15 protein-coding genes are annotated in these 15,866 nt (G+C 68.2%); 8 read left to right on the top strand and 7 right to left on the bottom strand.

The features are described from left to right. Window positions 1-47: 47 nt before the first annotated feature. From NO345_RS10605 to NO345_RS10595, 3 genes are all read right to left on the bottom strand, one after another. A complete protein-coding gene (locus NO345_RS10605) occupies window positions 48-503 on the bottom strand; it encodes a DUF7313 family protein (protein WP_256299023.1) in 456 nt (151 codons plus the stop codon). Window positions 504-548: 45 nt separating this feature from the next. Continuing rightward, complete coding sequence (locus NO345_RS10600; RefSeq protein WP_256299021.1) at window positions 549-1,307, bottom strand: NAD(+)/NADH kinase; 759 nt, start codon at window positions 1,305-1,307, stop codon at window positions 549-551. A 276-nt stretch (window positions 1,308-1,583) separates the two neighbouring features. After that, on the bottom strand, window positions 1,584-2,909 hold the full coding sequence (locus tag NO345_RS10595; RefSeq protein WP_256299019.1) for a M28 family peptidase: 1,326 nt from the start codon (window positions 2,907-2,909) through the stop codon (window positions 1,584-1,586). A 211-nt stretch (window positions 2,910-3,120) separates the two neighbouring features. Here NO345_RS10595 and pdhA point away from each other — a divergent pair, with 211 nt between their 5' ends. Continuing rightward, window positions 3,121-4,185 carry a pyruvate dehydrogenase (acetyl-transferring) E1 component subunit alpha gene (gene pdhA / locus NO345_RS10590; RefSeq protein WP_256299018.1) on the top strand — a complete coding sequence of 355 codons (1,065 nt, stop codon included), beginning with the start codon at window positions 3,121-3,123 and terminating at the stop codon, window positions 4,183-4,185. 12 nt (window positions 4,186-4,197) lie between these two features. On the opposite strand, the gene NO345_RS10585 is transcribed toward pdhA, so the two are convergent. Beyond that, window positions 4,198-4,683 (bottom strand): Lrp/AsnC family transcriptional regulator, encoded by a 486-nt coding sequence (locus NO345_RS10585; protein WP_256299016.1) that lies wholly within the window; start codon window positions 4,681-4,683, stop codon window positions 4,198-4,200. A gap of 179 nt (window positions 4,684-4,862) precedes the next feature. Here NO345_RS10585 and NO345_RS10580 point away from each other — a divergent pair, with 179 nt between their 5' ends. From NO345_RS10580 to NO345_RS10560, 5 genes are all read left to right on the top strand, one after another. After that, window positions 4,863-5,795 (top strand): DMT family transporter, encoded by a 933-nt coding sequence (locus NO345_RS10580; protein WP_256299014.1) that lies wholly within the window; start codon window positions 4,863-4,865, stop codon window positions 5,793-5,795. 72 nt (window positions 5,796-5,867) lie between these two features. Further along, on the top strand, window positions 5,868-6,914 hold the full coding sequence (locus tag NO345_RS10575; protein ID WP_256299012.1) for a M42 family metallopeptidase: 1,047 nt from the start codon (window positions 5,868-5,870) through the stop codon (window positions 6,912-6,914). A 44-nt stretch (window positions 6,915-6,958) separates the two neighbouring features. Next, window positions 6,959-7,519 (top strand): plastocyanin/azurin family copper-binding protein, encoded by a 561-nt coding sequence (locus NO345_RS10570; RefSeq protein ID WP_256299010.1) that lies wholly within the window; start codon window positions 6,959-6,961, stop codon window positions 7,517-7,519. 46 nt (window positions 7,520-7,565) lie between these two features. After that, on the top strand, window positions 7,566-8,261 hold the full coding sequence (locus tag NO345_RS10565) for a potassium channel family protein (RefSeq protein WP_256299008.1): 696 nt from the start codon (window positions 7,566-7,568) through the stop codon (window positions 8,259-8,261). Then, complete coding sequence (locus NO345_RS10560; RefSeq protein ID WP_256299006.1) at window positions 8,262-9,926, top strand: TrkH family potassium uptake protein; 1,665 nt, start codon at window positions 8,262-8,264, stop codon at window positions 9,924-9,926. A gap of 123 nt (window positions 9,927-10,049) precedes the next feature. Here NO345_RS10560 and NO345_RS10555 read toward each other — a convergent pair whose 3' ends face one another. The 3 genes from NO345_RS10555 to NO345_RS10545 are packed head-to-tail and all read right to left on the bottom strand — an operon-like array spanning window position 10,050 to window position 13,597. After that, on the bottom strand, window positions 10,050-11,681 hold the full coding sequence (locus tag NO345_RS10555) for a TrkH family potassium uptake protein (RefSeq protein ID WP_256299004.1): 1,632 nt from the start codon (window positions 11,679-11,681) through the stop codon (window positions 10,050-10,052). Then, window positions 11,678-13,015, bottom strand: a complete 1,338-nt coding sequence (trkA, locus tag NO345_RS10550; protein WP_256299003.1) for a Trk system potassium transporter TrkA — start codon at window positions 13,013-13,015, stop codon at window positions 11,678-11,680. Before trkA ends, NO345_RS10555 begins: the two co-directional genes overlap by 4 nt. A 57-nt stretch (window positions 13,016-13,072) precedes the next feature. Further along, entirely contained in the window at window positions 13,073-13,597 is a 525-nt protein-coding gene (locus NO345_RS10545) for a type II toxin-antitoxin system RatA family toxin (RefSeq protein WP_256299002.1), read from the bottom strand. Window positions 13,598-13,709: 112 nt separating this feature from the next. Here NO345_RS10545 and NO345_RS10540 point away from each other — a divergent pair, with 112 nt between their 5' ends. Together NO345_RS10540 and NO345_RS10535 are read left to right on the top strand one after the other, a co-directional pair. After that, complete coding sequence (locus NO345_RS10540) at window positions 13,710-15,074, top strand: NEW3 domain-containing protein (RefSeq protein WP_256299001.1); 1,365 nt, start codon at window positions 13,710-13,712, stop codon at window positions 15,072-15,074. A gap of 41 nt (window positions 15,075-15,115) precedes the next feature. Further along, window positions 15,116-15,856 carry an FAD-binding protein gene (locus tag NO345_RS10535; protein WP_256298999.1) on the top strand — a complete coding sequence of 247 codons (741 nt, stop codon included), beginning with the start codon at window positions 15,116-15,118 and terminating at the stop codon, window positions 15,854-15,856. The last annotated feature ends 10 nt before the right edge of the window (window positions 15,857-15,866 follow it).

Raw genomic sequence — 15,866 nt, 5'->3', positions numbered from 1 at the left:
GCCGCGGGCTGGGTCGCTGGCGAAGGCGGCAGAACAGCGGGCCGGCCTCAGACGATAGCGCCCCAGTAGTCCGAGACGAGGAAGAACAGGGACTGGAAGCCGGCGTAGGCGAGCGTGAACACGGAGATTCCGAGGGCACCCTTCGGTGCGCGGAGTTTGTCGTCCTTGCGGAGGTCGACGCTGCGGACCTCGTGTTCGAAGACGTCGGTGATGACGAGGCCGACGATGAACATCGAGAGGACGATGCCGCCGTGGGGCTCGTAGGTGGTGTAGTAGAACGTTCCGAGCAGGAGGAGCACGTTCGTCGCCTCGTGCAGCGGGTGCCGACTCAGCGACTCGACGTCCTCCTCGGCCGCCTCGGCGACGTTACGGCGGTACGCGAGGAATCGGGTCAGCATGTTGGTGACGACGAGTCCGAACAGGACGAACTCGATAACCAGCACGCCTGCGACGACCTCGCGCCCGAGCTGGTCGAGCGGGCCGAGCATCACGTTTGGGTCCATACTCCAACCTCGGACGGTAGGACATTAGAGTTTTTCCAAAGCCGTCTACCACGGTGGCTGGCTCCCGGGTGGACAGAGCAGTTCGAGTTCGTGCCCGGGCGACAGTCGGACCGGTGCCGCCGGGTCGACCGTGCCCACGGCCCGGTCGTCGACGAGCAGCGAGACGCTGCCCTCGTCGCGCTCGACCGAGAGGACCACGTCCTCGTTCGAGACGACCCAGTGGTTCGTGTCGATGGCGAAGGGCGCGATCGGCACGACCGCGGCGACCGGCGCGGTTCCGGCGACGACCGGCCCACCCGCAGCGCGGGCGTAGCCGCGGCTCCCGGCCGGCGTGGCGACGACGACGCCGTCCGCCCGGAACTGCGAGACCACCTCGCCGCCGGCCGCCACGCAGTACTCCGAGATGCGCGCCGGCTCGGTCGTCACGAGCGTCACGTCGAACACCGCCTGGTGGCGTTCGTCGCCGACGCGGACCGCGAACGCGCGCCGCGTGGTCCGCGCTATCTCGTCGTCGAGGACGGCCGCGATGGCAGCCGACGCGTCCGCGGCAGCCACCGACCGGACGCCAGCGCCCGCATCGACCGCCAGCACCGGCACGTCGACTTCCGCGCTCGCCAGCTCGCCGAGCGCCCGCTCGCCGCCGGCGACGACGAACGCCGCGTCACCGACGCTGGTCGCGTCGCCAGCCAGCGGGACCGCGTTCGCCTCCGCGACGGCGGCCCTGATGCGTTCGACCGTGTCCTGCTCTGCCCCGACGACGCCGACGGTCGGCGGCTCGTCGCTGTCGCGGGCGGCACTCTCCATGGTGAGTACTCGCGCCCGCGCCGACAAAAAGGCTACAACTCGCTCCCGATAGCATCGGTGTTCGTGTTCGTGGGAGGGACTGGTGACGGGATCAGCCGGCGAGCCCCGCCTGACGCAGGAAGTACCTGAGTCGACAACACCCCCCGAGGCGCTCGACTCCCGCGACTGGCGAGACGCCTCCGTCGTCACGCTGTCCTCCGCTCGCAGGCTCGCCGGTGGTGGAAGATCACCAACAGCCGTACACGGTGGCTGTCGAGACGGGAACCGAACTCCGACTCAGTCCTCGCCGTAGGGCCAGTCGCCGGTGATCTTCATGCCCTCGGCGAGGTCCTCGTCCTCGAGGGCCTCGGCGATCTCCTCGGGCTCCTTGTGCGGAATCTCGAACGACTCGGCCGCGACCTGGACGGTGAGTGCGGCCAGCAGAATGGCCTGCTCGCGGAGGTCCCGTACCTCGAGCTTGTCGAGGGTGTCGGCGTGGGTGTGGCCCCAGCCGCGGCCCGAGCCGCCGGACTTGCCGTAGGCGTGGTAGCCGGGGACGCCCCACTTCGTGAACGGCCAGTGGTCGCTGTGGGGACCGAGCTTCGGGACGGTCTCGACGGGGTGTTCGAAACGGTCGGCGACGGTCTCGACGGCGTCGTCGAGTTCGTCGAAGCCGTGGGTGTAGAGCGCGAGGTCGCGGCCCTGGGCGACGCCGTCTGCGTTGACCACGACCTTCACGTCGTCGAGGTCGACGCGGTCGGCCTCGTGCGCGGACCCGACGAGCCCCACCTCCTCGGCACCGAAGGCGACGAAGCGGACGCGGGTCTCGAGGTCGGCCTCGAGGTCGGCGAGGATGCGTGCGAGCTCGACGACCATCGCGGTGCCCGCGCCGTTGTCCATCGCGCCCGTGGAGATGTCGTGGGCGTCGACGTGGCTGGTGACGTAGACGACCTCGTCGGTGTCGGGGCCGAGCTCGGCGTGGACGTTCTGGCTGGTGGCAGTGGGCGTCTCGGCACTGACGGCGACGGTGAGCGCCTCGCCCTCGTGCCGGCGGACCAGCTGCGCGCCCGTCTCGGCGGAGACGCCGACGGCGGGGATGTCGCCGACCGGTGACTCGTCGGTCCCGACGGAGCCCGTCGGTGGGAGACAGCCCTCGACGTGGTTCCGGTAGACGAACGCGGCGGCACCCGCCTCGACGGCGTGGTAGTACTTCTCCCGGCGGTGGAGGTAGCGGTCGTAGTGTTCGGGGACGTCGCTCCGGGCGATGACGACCTTGCCCTCGCAGTCGGTCCCCTCGAAGTCCTCGGGGAGGCCGTGGCCGAGATCGACGAGCTCCCCGGCGACCTCGTCGGCCGGGCTGCGTGGGAGCGCGATGCACTCGTGTGCGTCGGCGTAGGTCGCGTCGGCGGCTCGAATCTCGCTGTCGCCACGCTCCCAGCCCTGTATCTCGAACTCGTCGAGGTGTGCATCGCGTGCGCCTGCCTCGGCGAGCGCGTCGCGCGTTGCCTCCGCAGCGGCGCGTTCGCCATCGCTGCCGGCCATGCGGTTGCCGACGTCGACCAGCGTCTCGAGGTGGTCCCACCCGGTGTCGCTCGTGAAGGTGCGACCGATCCAGTTGCTCATGTCCGCCCCCTCGATGCGCCCCCGCGTAAGGGTTGTGACTCCGGCGCACGAGTTACGAATCGTCAGAGTACCGCGGGCGTTCATCGACAATTTCTGACCGAGTCCCGAACAGCATATAAATATGGCTGTAAATTCCACACCGAAACGAGCCCAGGGCGATGTTTTATTACGTATAGGCCCGATTGTCCGATAGACTCTCAGGTGAATCCCAATGTCAAGTGAGGCTGAAAACCTGGTCCGTGTGATGTCGCCGGGTGGCTCCGCCGTCGGAGACCGCCAGCTCGGTGAGAGCGAGGCGAAAGCGCTCTACGAGTCCATGGTGCTCGCACGGACATTCGACGAGAAGGCGATCAGCCTCCACCGCCAGGGCCGCATCGGAACCTACGCCCCGATGCGTGGGCAGGAGGCGGCCCAGGTCGGTGCGGCCGCCGCCATGGCGGACTCGGACTACCTGTTCCCGACCTACCGGGACCACGCGATGTTCGTCGAGCGCGGCATCGACCTGCGCGAGGTCCTGCTCCACCTCCTCGGCGACGGCCAGTACGTCGACCGCGAGGACGGCGACGACCTGACGACGTTCACCAGTGCGATCCCCATCGCAACGCAGCTGCCCCACGCAGTCGGTGTCGGCATGGCGGCGAAGTACAAGGGCGACGAGGTCGCCTCGCTCGTCTCCTTCGGCGACGGCGCGACGAGCGAGGGTGACTTCCACGAGGGGATGAACTTCGCCGGCGTCTTCGACACGCCGACGGTGTTCTTCTGCCAGAACAACGGCTACGCCATCTCGGTCCCGCGCGAGCGCCAGACCGCGAGCGCCACCATCGCCCAGAAGGCCCAGGCGTACGGCTTCGACGGCGTCCGCGTCGACGGCAACGACGTGTTCGCGGTGCACGACGTCGTGAGCGAGGCGCTGGAGAAGGCCAAGAACGGCGGCGGCCCGACGCTCATCGAGGCCGTCACCTACCGCCGCGGCGCGCACACGACGACCGACGACCCCTCGGTCTACCGCGACGAGGACGAGGCCGCCGACTGGCTGCAGGAGGACCCGCTCGACCGCTCGCGGACCTATCTGGAGGAGGAGTTCGGCTGGAGCGAGGAGGACCAGGAGGCCGTCGACCAGTGGGCCACCGAGGAGGTCGCCCGCGCGGTCGACGCCGCCGAGGAGCACACCGGCTACGAGCCCGAGGAGATGTTCGAGCACGTCTACGAGGAGATGCCCGCCCACCTCCGCGAGCAGCGCCGGCAGCTCCCCGAGGACCCGCAGGTCGGCCACTGACTCTTTCGCTTCTCAGTCGTCCGTGAACTCCGCGAGCAGCGTCTCCATGCTGTAGCTGTTCAGCCCCCGTGCGTCGTCCCAGAGCGTGTCGATGACGTACGTCGAGTTCGTCCGCTCGATCTCCGGTACCTCCTCGAACGACCGGATGAGGTCGCCGACCGTGTCGGCGTCGCCGACGCGTGCGATGGCGATGAAGTCCGTCTCGCCCATCGTCGAGAACACCTGTGTCACGCCCTCGATGTCGCGGATACCTGCGGCCACGTCGGAGTGTGTCCCGCTGTAGTCCGCGAGCACCTCGACGATGACGGTGACGCTCAGCCCGAACTCGTCCAGGTCGATGTCGTAGAGGTCGTTCTCGACGATGCCGTCCTCCCGCAGGTTGTTCAGCCGGTAGTGGATGGTCGACACCGGGATACCCGTCTCCTCGTGCAGCTTGTCCGGACTCCCCGTCCCGAGCTCGGCGATGGCCTTCAGGAGCCTGATGTCGCGCTCGTCCATGGTCTCCCGTCCGACGCCGTGCTAAAGAATCTTTGGCATGCCACGGTATAGGTTCTTTCTCCCTCAAATACAGATTTATTCGAACCAGGTTCAACTCTATCCCAGAACACGCTACAATACTTTGTTCTTGGGCCACTAGTTCGAACCAGTTTTATACCACCATGGTTGCAGATTATACCATGATAGAATCGATTCAGTCGAAAGCAGTCCCAAACACTGGCGGACTGTTCGTACTACTGGCCACTCTCTGGGGTGCGTCGTTCGTCGCCATCGAGATCGGTCTCCACCACTTCCCACCGCTGCTGTTCGCGGCGCTCCGGTACGACGTGGCCGGCGTGCTCGTACTCGCGTACGCGGTGATCTCGGTCGACCGCTGGCGACCCCGCGGGCGGACCGAGTGGCTCCAGACCGGCGTCACCGCGCTGTTCGTCTTCGCCGCCTACCACGCGCTGCTCTACCTCGGCGAACAACACGTCTCCGGCGCGGTCGCCGCCGTCGTCATCAGCCTCTCGCCCATCCTCACCGCGGGCTTCGGGAGCGCACTGGCGGTCGACGACCCGCTCCAGCCCCTGGGCGCGGTCGGCTTCCTCGTCGGCATCGCGGGCGTCGTCGTCGTCGTCCAACCCGAACCGGGGAGTGCCCTCTCGTCCAGTCTCGTCGGCGTACTCCTCGTGTTCTGTGCCGGGACGAGCTTCGCGCTCGGCTCGGTGCTGACCAGACCGCTCGACACCGGGCTCCCGGTCCAGACGAAGCAGGCCTGGGCGATGCTCCTCGGTGCCGCCGTCCTCCACGTCGGCAGCGCCGTCCGCGGCGAGTCCGTGCTCGCCATCGAGTGGACCGGCACCGCCGTCGCGTCGCTCGCCTACCTCACGCTCGCCTCCGGGGTCGTCGCCTTCCTGCTCTACTTCGAGCTGCTGGAGCGCCTCGGCCCCACGGAGCTCAACCTCGTCGGCTACCTCGAACCCGTCGTCGCGACCGCCGTCGCCTGGCTCGTCCTCGGGAGCGTCGTCGACGGGACCACCTTGCTCGGTTTCGTCGTCATCTTCGCCGGCTTCGCGCTCATCAAGCGCGACCTGTTCACCGTCGGCCGGCTCGCACGACTGCGTCGTTGAGTCGGCCGGGCGATACCGACGCCCGCGACCGCTTCCGACTCGCTTTTGTCCGCGCGACCGTGAGTCCGTGGCATGGACTACGACTTCGACTACGACCTCCTCGCCGAACTCACCGAGACCCACGGCCCACCCGGCTACGAGGGCAACGTCCGCGACATCGTCCGGCGCGAACTCGAAGACGAGGTCGACCACGTAGAGAGCGACGCGATGGGCAACGTCGTCGGCACCGTCGAGGGCGAGGCCGACCACGAGGTCGTCGTCGCCGCCCACATGGACGAGATCGGCTTCATGGTGCGCCGCATCGACGAGAAGGGCTTCGTCGCCATCGACGCGCTCGGCGGCTGGGACCCCGAGGTGCTCCGTGCCCAGCGCGTCGTCGTCCAGACCGAGCAGGGGAAGCTCCCCGGCGTCATCGGCTCCGTCCCGCCCCACACCGGCGGCAGCGACGACGACGAGCGCGAGGTCCACGACGTACGCGTCGACGTGGGACTCCCGAAAGCGGAGGTCGAAGAGCGCGTCGACGTCGGCGACCTGGTCACCATGGACCAGCGGACCGAACCGCTCGGGGGCTGCATCTCCGGCAAGTCCATCGACAACCGCGTCTCCGTGTTCGCGCTGCTGGAGCTCGCCCGGCGCGTCGACGACCCCGCCGCGACCATCCACTTCGTCGCCACCGTCCAGGAGGAGGTCGGCCTCCGGGGCGCACAGACGATCGGCGTCGACCTCGACCCCGACCTCGCGCTGGCGCTCGACACCACCGTCGCGAACGACCTCAGCGACTTCGACGAGTACGACCACGTGACCGACCTCGGCGCGGGCGCGGCGATCAAGCTCAAGGACTCATCGGTCATCACGAACCGGAAGGTCCACCGTCGCCTGCGCGAGGTGGCCGAGGGCGAAGGCATCGACCACCAGTTCGAGGTGCTCCCCGCGGGCGGCACCGACACCGGCGGCCTCCAGCGCGCACACGGGTCGGTGCCGGTCGGTGCGGTCTCCATCCCGACGCGGTACCTCCACACGCCGACCGAGGTCGCCCACGCCGACGACATCGCCGGTGCCATCGACCTCACCGCCGCGTTCCTCGCGAGCGAGGACGGTACCCACGACTACACGCTGTGACCCGTATCGAAGAATTCAGTACGGGGCGTCCCTAACCTCCGCTCATGAACTCAGACACACCGGTCTCGCGTCGGCGATTCCTGCAGGGAGCGGCCGGCGCGACGGCCGCCGCCGCGTCCGCAGGCGTCGCGACCGCACAGGAGGGCGAAGGCGGTGGCGGCGGCGGCAGCGCGACCGTCGCGGTCGGCCCGGACGGCGACTACGTGTACACACCCGGTACGGAGGAGCCACTCTACATCGCACCGGGGACGACGGTGACGTTCAACTGGCAGTCGGACAACCACAACATCGCCCCCACGTCGGTTCCGGATGGCGCGACCTGGGAGGGCCACCAGCCCACGGAGAACACCGGATTCACGTACGAACACACGTTCGAGACGATGGGCACCTACGAGTACGAGTGCACGCCCCACGCCGGACTCGGTATGGTCGGTACCATCATCGTCAACGAGACCGGTTCCCCGCCGTCCAGCGGCGGCGGCGGTCCGACGTTGCCCGACAGCGCGATGTCGCTCGCCGTCGGTACCGTCGCGGCCATGCTGACGACGCTCTCGCTCGCGTACCTGTTCCTCCGGTACGGCGGCGACTACGAGACCCCGCAGTAGCGACCGAACGGTAGCTTTTCTTTCGTCCCGTGGGAAGCGGGCAGGCATGTACGTCATCATCGTCGGCGCGGGGAACATCGGGACCCCGCTCATCGAAATCGCCACGGGTGACCGGAACGAGGTCGTCGTGGTCGAACGGAACCCCGAGAAGGCCGAGGCTGCTGCGACACGCTACGACTGCCTCGTCCTCAACGCCGACGCGACCGTCTCCGAGACGCTAGAGGAGGCCGGCATCGCCCGCGCGGACGCCCTCATCTCGACGACCGACCAGGACGCGACGAACATCATGGTCTCGCTGCTCGCGATGGAGCACGACGTCCCCGCCATCGTCAGCGTCGTTCACAACCCCGAACACATGAAGCTGTTCGAGCGCATCGGCATCTCGACGATGGAGAACCCCCAGAGCCTCATCGCGGAGTACCTCTACCGCGCGGTGAAGCGACCCTCCATCAAGGACTACATGAAGGTTGGCGACACTGCCGAGGTGTTCGAGATCACGGTCGACGCACGCGCACCCGTCGCCGGCGTGACGCTCCAGGAGGCGAACGAACAGGGGCTGCTGGACGAGGACGTCCTCATCGTCGCCATCGAGCGCAACGGCGACACTGACGGCACGCCGATAACGCCACGGGGGAACACCCGTATCGAGGCCGGCGACCTGCTGACCGTCTACGCCGCCGAGGGCGCGACCCCCGGTGTGACGGACGTGTTCGGACACTTCGAGGACCACGAGCTGGAGTAGATGCCCCGGAACCAACGAATCGCGGGTGTCCCCGCCGACCTCGCCGTCATCCTCCGCGACGTGGGGACCCTACTGTTGATGCAGGCGGGACTGCTGTCGCTGACGGTGGTCGTCGCCCTCCTGTTCGGCGAGTTCGCGCCCGCACTGGGGTTCCTGCTGGCCGGCGGCGTCGCTGCCGGCGTCGGCGAGGGGTGTCGTCGGCTGTTCGCGGACGCACCCGACCCGAAGATGAAACACGGGATGGTCATCGCGGCCAGCGGCTGGTTCGCGACCGCCATCTTCGGCGGGCTGGCGTTCTTCTTCGTCGCCTGGCTGACGCCGGTCGCGACGATGGCCGGCTACGTACCGGCGGGAGCGAGCTGGGACCCTGTCACCGTCGCTGGCGCGACGAGCCGGTCCAGCCTGCTCTACTTCCGGAACCCGCTGCACGCCATGTTCGAGTCGATGAGCGGGTGGACGGGGAGCGGGCTCACGATGGCCGCCCACGAGCCGTCGCTCCCGCGGTCGGTACAGTGGTGGCGCTCGCTCATCCAGTACGTCGGCGGCGTCGGCGTCATCGTCCTCACCGTCACCATCCTCTCGCGGCCCGGGAGCGGGAGCTACGCGCTCTATCGCTCCGAGGCCCGCGAGGAGAAGATCCATCCGTCGGTCGTCTCGACGGTCCGGACCGTCTGGAAGATCTTCGTCGGCTACACGTTGCTCTCCATCGGCGTCCTCTTCTTCGCACTCTGGTGGACCCAGGACCTGCCGCTGTTCGAGACGTTCTGGCAGGCGCTCAACCACGCGATGACCGGACTGTCGACGGGCGGGTTCTCCGTGACGGACAACTCGATTGAGTCGTACAACTCGCCGCTGGTCGAGACGGTCCTGCTGCCGGTGATGGCACTCGGCGCGATCGCCTTCCCCATCCACTACGCGGTGCTGTCGAACGGCGCGTGGTCGGAGCTGTACGAGGACGTCCAGACGCGCTGGCTGTTCCTGCTGTTCGCGGCAGGAATCGTCGTCCTCTCCGCACAGAACCTCCTCGTCGGCCTCGTACCGGGAGGCTACGGCGCGACCGTCCCCTCACCGGTCCCGATGCTCTCGACGGCCGAACTCGACGCCATTCGGGACGGGACGTTCCAGTGGGTGAGCGCGCTGAGCGCCACCGGCTTCCAGTCCTCACCCATCGGCCAGTGGTCCGACGGGGGGAAGCTGGTGCTCTCCATGGGCATGACCATCGGCGGTGCCGCCGGCTCGACCGTCGGCGGCATCAAGATAATCCGGGGCTACACCGTCTCGAAGGGGATCCAGTGGCAGTTCTCGCGGGTGTTCCTGCCACAGAGCGCGGTCGTCACGGCGGTCATCGGCGACCGGCGGCTCGACGAGGACGCGATGAACCGGGAGTTCGCCGAGGCGGCCATCGTCAGCCTGCTCTGGGTCATCCTCCTGCTGGTGTCGAGCCTCGTGCTGGTGAACGTGACCGGTCCCGACTTCAGCTACGCCGACGCGCTGTTCGAGGTGGCCAGCGCGCAGGGCAACGTCGGCCTCTCGACGGGCATCACGGGGCCGGAGATGCCCGCCGTCGCCGAGACGCTGTTCCTGTTCAACATGTGGGTCGGTCGACTGGAGATAATTCCCGTGCTGGTGCTCCTCCGGTCGGCGCTGAAGGGGCTGAACCCGTAGGGGCGAACAGGCGGCACAAGGGTCCGTCCGTCGGTGTGCCACGCTCCCGCGGAGCCGACGGACGGCGGTTCGTCAGGGCACGCCGCCGTTGGGCGCGTCCTGGTACTTGAACCCTCGCGTCCGTCAGGACTGCCAGTACGCCCGCGTCAGCAGGACGAGGACGGGGAAGATCTCCAGCCGGCCGACCCACATCAGCCCGACCATGAACAGCTTCGACTGTGCCGTGAAGTCGATGTAGCTCCCCATCGGGCCTACCATCCCGAGCCCCGGACCGATGTTCCCGATGGTCGCGGCACTCGCGGTCATCGCCTCGATGACGGTCAGTTTCGTCGTCCCGAAGAACGCGGCGTCGGCGGCGAGTACCAGTGCCCCGACGAAGAAGATGACTATGTACAGCAGCGTGAAGCCGTAGATGCCCCGAATCGCGCGCTCGTCGAGCGCCCGGCCACCGAGGCGGACCGGCTTGACCGCCGAGGGGTGGACGGTGCCGAACAGTTCCCGGCGGAGCGACTTCAGGATGACAAGCCAGCGGACGACCTTGATGCCACCGCCGGTCGAGCCGGCGGAGCCGCCGATGAACATGGCGAAGACGAGCGCGTACTTCGCGGGCCCGGACCACGTGTTGAAGTCCATCGTCGCGTAGCCCGTCGAGGTCGTGAGCGAGACGGCCTGGAACGTCGCCTGCCGGAGCGACCCCTCGACGTCTCCGGCGATGGGGAACGTGTGGGCGATCGCGTCCGCGCCGACGCCCTCGTATGCCGCACGGGTCGCGTCGGTCGCCGCGTCGGTCAGCCCCACGTCGACGAAGAGGAAGCCGGCGACGAGCGCCGACAGCGCCCCCATCACACCGGTGTAGAAGCGGAACTCGGGGTCCGTCCGGAGCTTCCCGAACTTCCCCTTCGAGACGTGCCAGAACAGCGGGAAGCTCGTGCCGGCGGCGACCATGAACGGCACGATGAGCCACTGGACTGCCGCGCTGAACGCCTCGATACTGCGTGCCTCCGGTGAGAAGCCGCCGGTCGACATCGTCGTGAACCCGTGGGAGATGGTGTTGTACGGGGTCATGTTCGGGGCCATTCCGGCCTGGTTGAGGCCGTAGAGGAGGAGTATCTCGACGAGCGTGATGCCGGCGTAGATGACCCACAGCGCCCGCGCCGTCTCGGCGATACGGGGGGTCAGCTTCTCGATTCCGGGGCCGGGAGCCTCCGCGTCCATCAGCTGTGCGCCGCCGACGGAGAGTTCGGGGAGGATGGCGACCGCGAGGACGACGATACCCATGCCGCCGAGCCACTGGGTCATCTGCCGCCAGAGCATCAACCCGCGGGAGTGGTAGGTGGGGTCGATGGTCCCCATCACGGTCGCCCCGGTCGTCGTGAAGCCGCTCATCGACTCGAAGAGGGCGTTCTCGGGGTGGTGCAGCGTCGAGTCGATGAGGTAGACGAACCCGCCGTTCTGGTAGGTGAGTCCCTCGAGGACGTAGGGGACGACGCCGACGATGGAGACGGCCATCCAGGTGAGCGACACCATGAGCAGGCCCTCGCGAGCCCCGAGGTCCGGGTCCGGGTCGAGCCGCTCCATCGACGTGCCGATGCCGACGGCGAGCACGGCGGTCACGAAGAACGGGAGGATGTACGGGACGAACGCGTCGCCGTAGACGAGGCCGGTGACGATGGGGACGACGGTCGTGACGGCGAGGTACTTGAGGACGGTGCCGACGAGGCTGAGACTCGCCCGCCAGTCAACCCGCAGCTTCATAGTCGACTCGCGACGTCGTCGAGCACGTTCGTGTCAACGAACACGACCGCGTGGTCGCCGACCTCGACGACCGTGTCGCCACGGGGCGTGATGAACTGTTCGTCACGCGTCACCGCGCCGATGACGACTCCCTCCGGGAGGTCCGCCGCGGCGTCGGCGATGGTCCGGTTCGCGAGGATGCTCTCGGCGTCGATCTCGATCTCCAGCACCTCCGCGCGGTCGGATTCGATGATGGCGATGTTCTCGGTGTGTTCCTCGCGGGTGAACCGGGTGATCTCCTCGGCGGTCACCTCGCGCGGGTTGACCGCGACGTCGACGCCGACGGTCTCGAACAGGTCGACGTAGCGGCCGTTCTCGACGACCGTGACCGTACGGGCCGCGCCGACGCGCTTGGCCAGCAGCGAGACGAGGAGGTTCTTCTCGTCGGACTCGAGCGTGGTGACGACGAGGTCGGCCTCGTCGACGTTCTCCTGGTCGAGGAACTCCACGTCGGTCGCGTCGTTCTCGAAGACGATGCTCCCGGGCAGCCGCTCGGCGAGGTCGCGTGCCCGGTCCGGGTCCTGCTCGATGAGGTGTGGCGTGAGGCCGCGTTCCTCGAACAGCCGGGCGGTCTGGAAGCCGATCTCGCTCCCGCCGACGATGTAGACGTCCTCCAGTTCACCGAGGTCGTGGGTCGGGGTGACCGACCGGGCGAACTGGCGGACGCTCTCGGGGCTCCCGATGACGATGACCTTGTCACCGACCTCGATGATGGAGTCGCCGCGGGGGATGGTCACGTCACCGTTCCGGATGATAGCTGCGAAGGTGAGCGACTCGAAGCGGTCGGCGTCGGCGACGGTCTCGTCCGCGATGGGCGAATCCGCAGTCACCTCGAACTCCGCCATGCTGACACAGCCGTTGGCGAAGGAGTCGACGTCGCGCGCACCGGGCAGCCCGGCGATGCGGACGATGGTCTGGGCGGTCAGCAGGTCCGTACAGACCATGAAGTCCACGCCGAACGCGCCCTCGGTCCCACTCCAGGTGTCGAGGAACTCCGTGCGCTTCACCCGGGCGATGGTGAACGCGTCGCTGACTGTCTTGGCGGTCGCACAGGCGACGATGTTGGTCTCGTCGACGTCCGTGCAGGCGATGACCATGTCCGCCTCGGTGATCCCGGCCTCCTCCAGTGTGTCCAGGGAGGTGCCGTCGCCCTGCATCGGGAGTACGTCGAGTTCGTACGTGAGCGAGTCCACCACGTCCCCGTCTCGGTCGACGAGGACCACCTCGTGGGAGTCGGCCAGGCTCGCCGCGATGTTGCTTCCGACCTCGCCGGCTCCGATTACGATAACGTACATCCGACCTCAGTCCAGTTGGACGCGTCTACCGCTGGGGGTGACAAGAGGGTTCGGGTTTCAGTCCGAGCTGGTGTCGATGGTCACGTCGACGTCGCGACGGCGACCCTCGACGTCCCTGACGACCCGCTCGACGATGCGCTTCGCCTCGCTGCGGATCTTCGGTTTCACCTTGTCGATGACCCACGAGATGGAGACGAACCGCGGTATCCTGATGTCGCCCGCCCGAGCCGAGTCCGGGTCGTACTTGACCAGGAAGCGCACCCGGCAGGCGTGTTCCTCGCCCTCCGGTGCGGATTCGGGCTCCGGGTCGACCCGCCACTGGCCGACGGCGTCGATGTCCTTGAGGATACGCCACTCGATAGTCTCCGGCGGCTCGATGGCCGTGACCTCCGAGTGTGCCGTGTAGGTCAGCTTCCACCAGGCGAACTCGAGTTCGTAGCGCGTCCCGGCACCGCCGTCGCCGTCCCGACGTACCTCCTTCAGGTATTCGGAGTAGCGTGCGTACCCCGGGAAGTCAACGAGGAACTCGAACACTCGCTCGGGCGGAGCGTAGATGACCGTCGTGACCTCGACGCGTTCCACACCAGTTCTACCGGCAGTTCGACCGTAAGCCTTTCCGTCAGCGAGGGCCGCGGACACGCCGTCGCGACGAAAAGATATAAACCAGACCATTGGTTAAAATTGAGAACAGCAGATGTTGAATAAACGTCGGGTGGCGGCCCTGCTGCTGGTCGCCGTCGCGTGCACACTCCCGTTCGCGCCCCTGGCGAGCGCGGACGAGGCGGACGGACCGAGCGACGAGACCGCGGTCGCCTTCGACATCACCGTCGAGGGCGGGTCCGTCGAACCCGGCGGGACCGTCGCGCTCGCGTTCACCGCCACGAACGAGGGCGACGGGGCCGCGAGCAACGTGCAGGTCGAGGCGCAGGTCCCCCGGAGCTGGTCCGTCACGGGCCACAGCGACGACGGTGGGCAGTTCGCCGGCCGCGGCGTCGGCTGGGCGTGGGGGTCGCTCGAGGCCGGCCAGTCGGTGTCGCCGACGGTCACCCTGTCCGTCCCCGAGAACGCGTCGACCGGCGAGGTCACCATCCAGGCGTTCGTCGGCGACGCCGACCGGAACACGGCGACGAACCAGACCACCGTCACCGTCGGTGGCGGCGGTGGCGGCGGTGGCGGCGGTGGGGACGAGGGCGGCGACGGCGGAGATGGCGCTGATGGTGGTGATGGTGGTGACGACAGCGATGGTGGTGACGGCGGTGAGGAAGACGATGGGAGTGACGGCGGTGAGGAAGACGATGGGAGTGACGACAGTGATGGGAGTGACGGCGGTGAGGGCAGCGACGGTGGGGAGATAGGTGACGGCGGGGGAGACGGCGGCGGTAACGACGGCAGTAGTGGCGGCGACGACAGTGGCGACGACGACAGTGGCGACGACGACGGCGGTGATCGTGACGAAGATAGCAGCAGCGATGGTGACGGTGACAGTGATAGCGGCGACCGCGGCGGAGACACCGACGACAGCGAGAGCGGAGACGACGGTGACGGCGGCTCCGACGAGAACGCTGGCAACGAATCCACGGATGGTGGCTCCGACGACGGTATGACCGGGAACGAGACGAGCACTGGCGAGAACGACGGCGTGGCCGGCAACGAGACCAGCGATGGTGAGGAGGACAGCGTGGCCGACAACGAGACAAGCACTGGCGGCTCCGAAGACGGCGCGAGTGGCGAGGAACCGGTCGGTTCCGGCTCGGACGACTCCGACGGCGGAGATCGCCGGGCATCCGGCGAGGAACAGCAGGCCAGTGACGCCCCGGCCAACGATCCCGCTTCGGGGGCGAACGGGGACGAAGCCGGCGCGACGGGTGACGAGCAGGTCGCCGACGCTGGCAACCCGCTCCTCGACGAATCCGGCGGAGGCGACGGTGGGAGTATCATGGGGGCGGTCGGAGCCATGAGCACACCGGTCGAGGACCCGACGATGCGCACCGCGGACCCGGCGTTCTGGGTGGTCGCCGGCTTCGCGGTCGTCTCGCTCCTCCGGCGGCGGGTCCGGTAGCTCTCGACCGGTTTATCTCCCCGGCGGTCCGACCCGCAGGTATGGACGCAGACGTCTGCATCGTCGGCGGCGGAGTCGCCGGGCTGGCCGCGGGCATCTTCACCTCGCGGGCCGACCTGGCGACCGTCGTCGTCGACGACGAGGAGTCGATACTGCGGCGGAACGCGCATCTGGAGAACTACCCGGGCTTCCCGTTCGGTGTCGACGCGCGCCGCCTGCTGGAGCGGACCCGCGAGCAGGCCCGAATCGCGGGCTGTTCGTTCCGCGACGGGCTGGTGACCGACGTGGGAGCGGGTGACGACGGTGGGTTCACCGTGACCGTCGACGAGGACACGGTGTTCACGGCCGAGCGCGTCGTCGCTGCCTCGTGGTCCGACGCGTCGTACCTCGACGGGCTCGGCGTGGAGACGGAGACCCGCGGGAGCAAGACGTACGTCCTGGCCGACCGGGAGGGCCGGACGAACGTCGACGGCATCTACGCGGCGGGTCGGCTCGCCGACCAGTACCATCAGGCCATCGTCTGTGCGGGCCACGGCGCGACCGTCGGGCGGACCATCGTCCACGACTCCGACGTGAACTTCTACCACGACTGGGTGACGCCGGAGGGCTACTTCACCGGCAGGGGCCGCGAGGTGCCGCCGGGCTGTGCGGAGATCGACGACGCCGAGCGCATGGAGCGCGACGAGCGCGCCCGGGAGGCGCTCCGGCCGTACACCGAGATGCTGGACGACGAGCCGACGATGCACCCGAGCGTCGTCGCGGCCGACGACGAGGAGAACTGACGGAACACAC

It is taken from the genome of Haloarchaeobius salinus (assembly GCF_024464185.1).
Classification (GTDB): Archaea; Halobacteriota; Halobacteria; order Halobacteriales; family Natrialbaceae; genus Haloarchaeobius; species Haloarchaeobius salinus.
The sequence above is the reverse complement of the archived record's forward strand: the minus strand, read 5'-3'. Positions and strand labels throughout refer to the sequence as shown.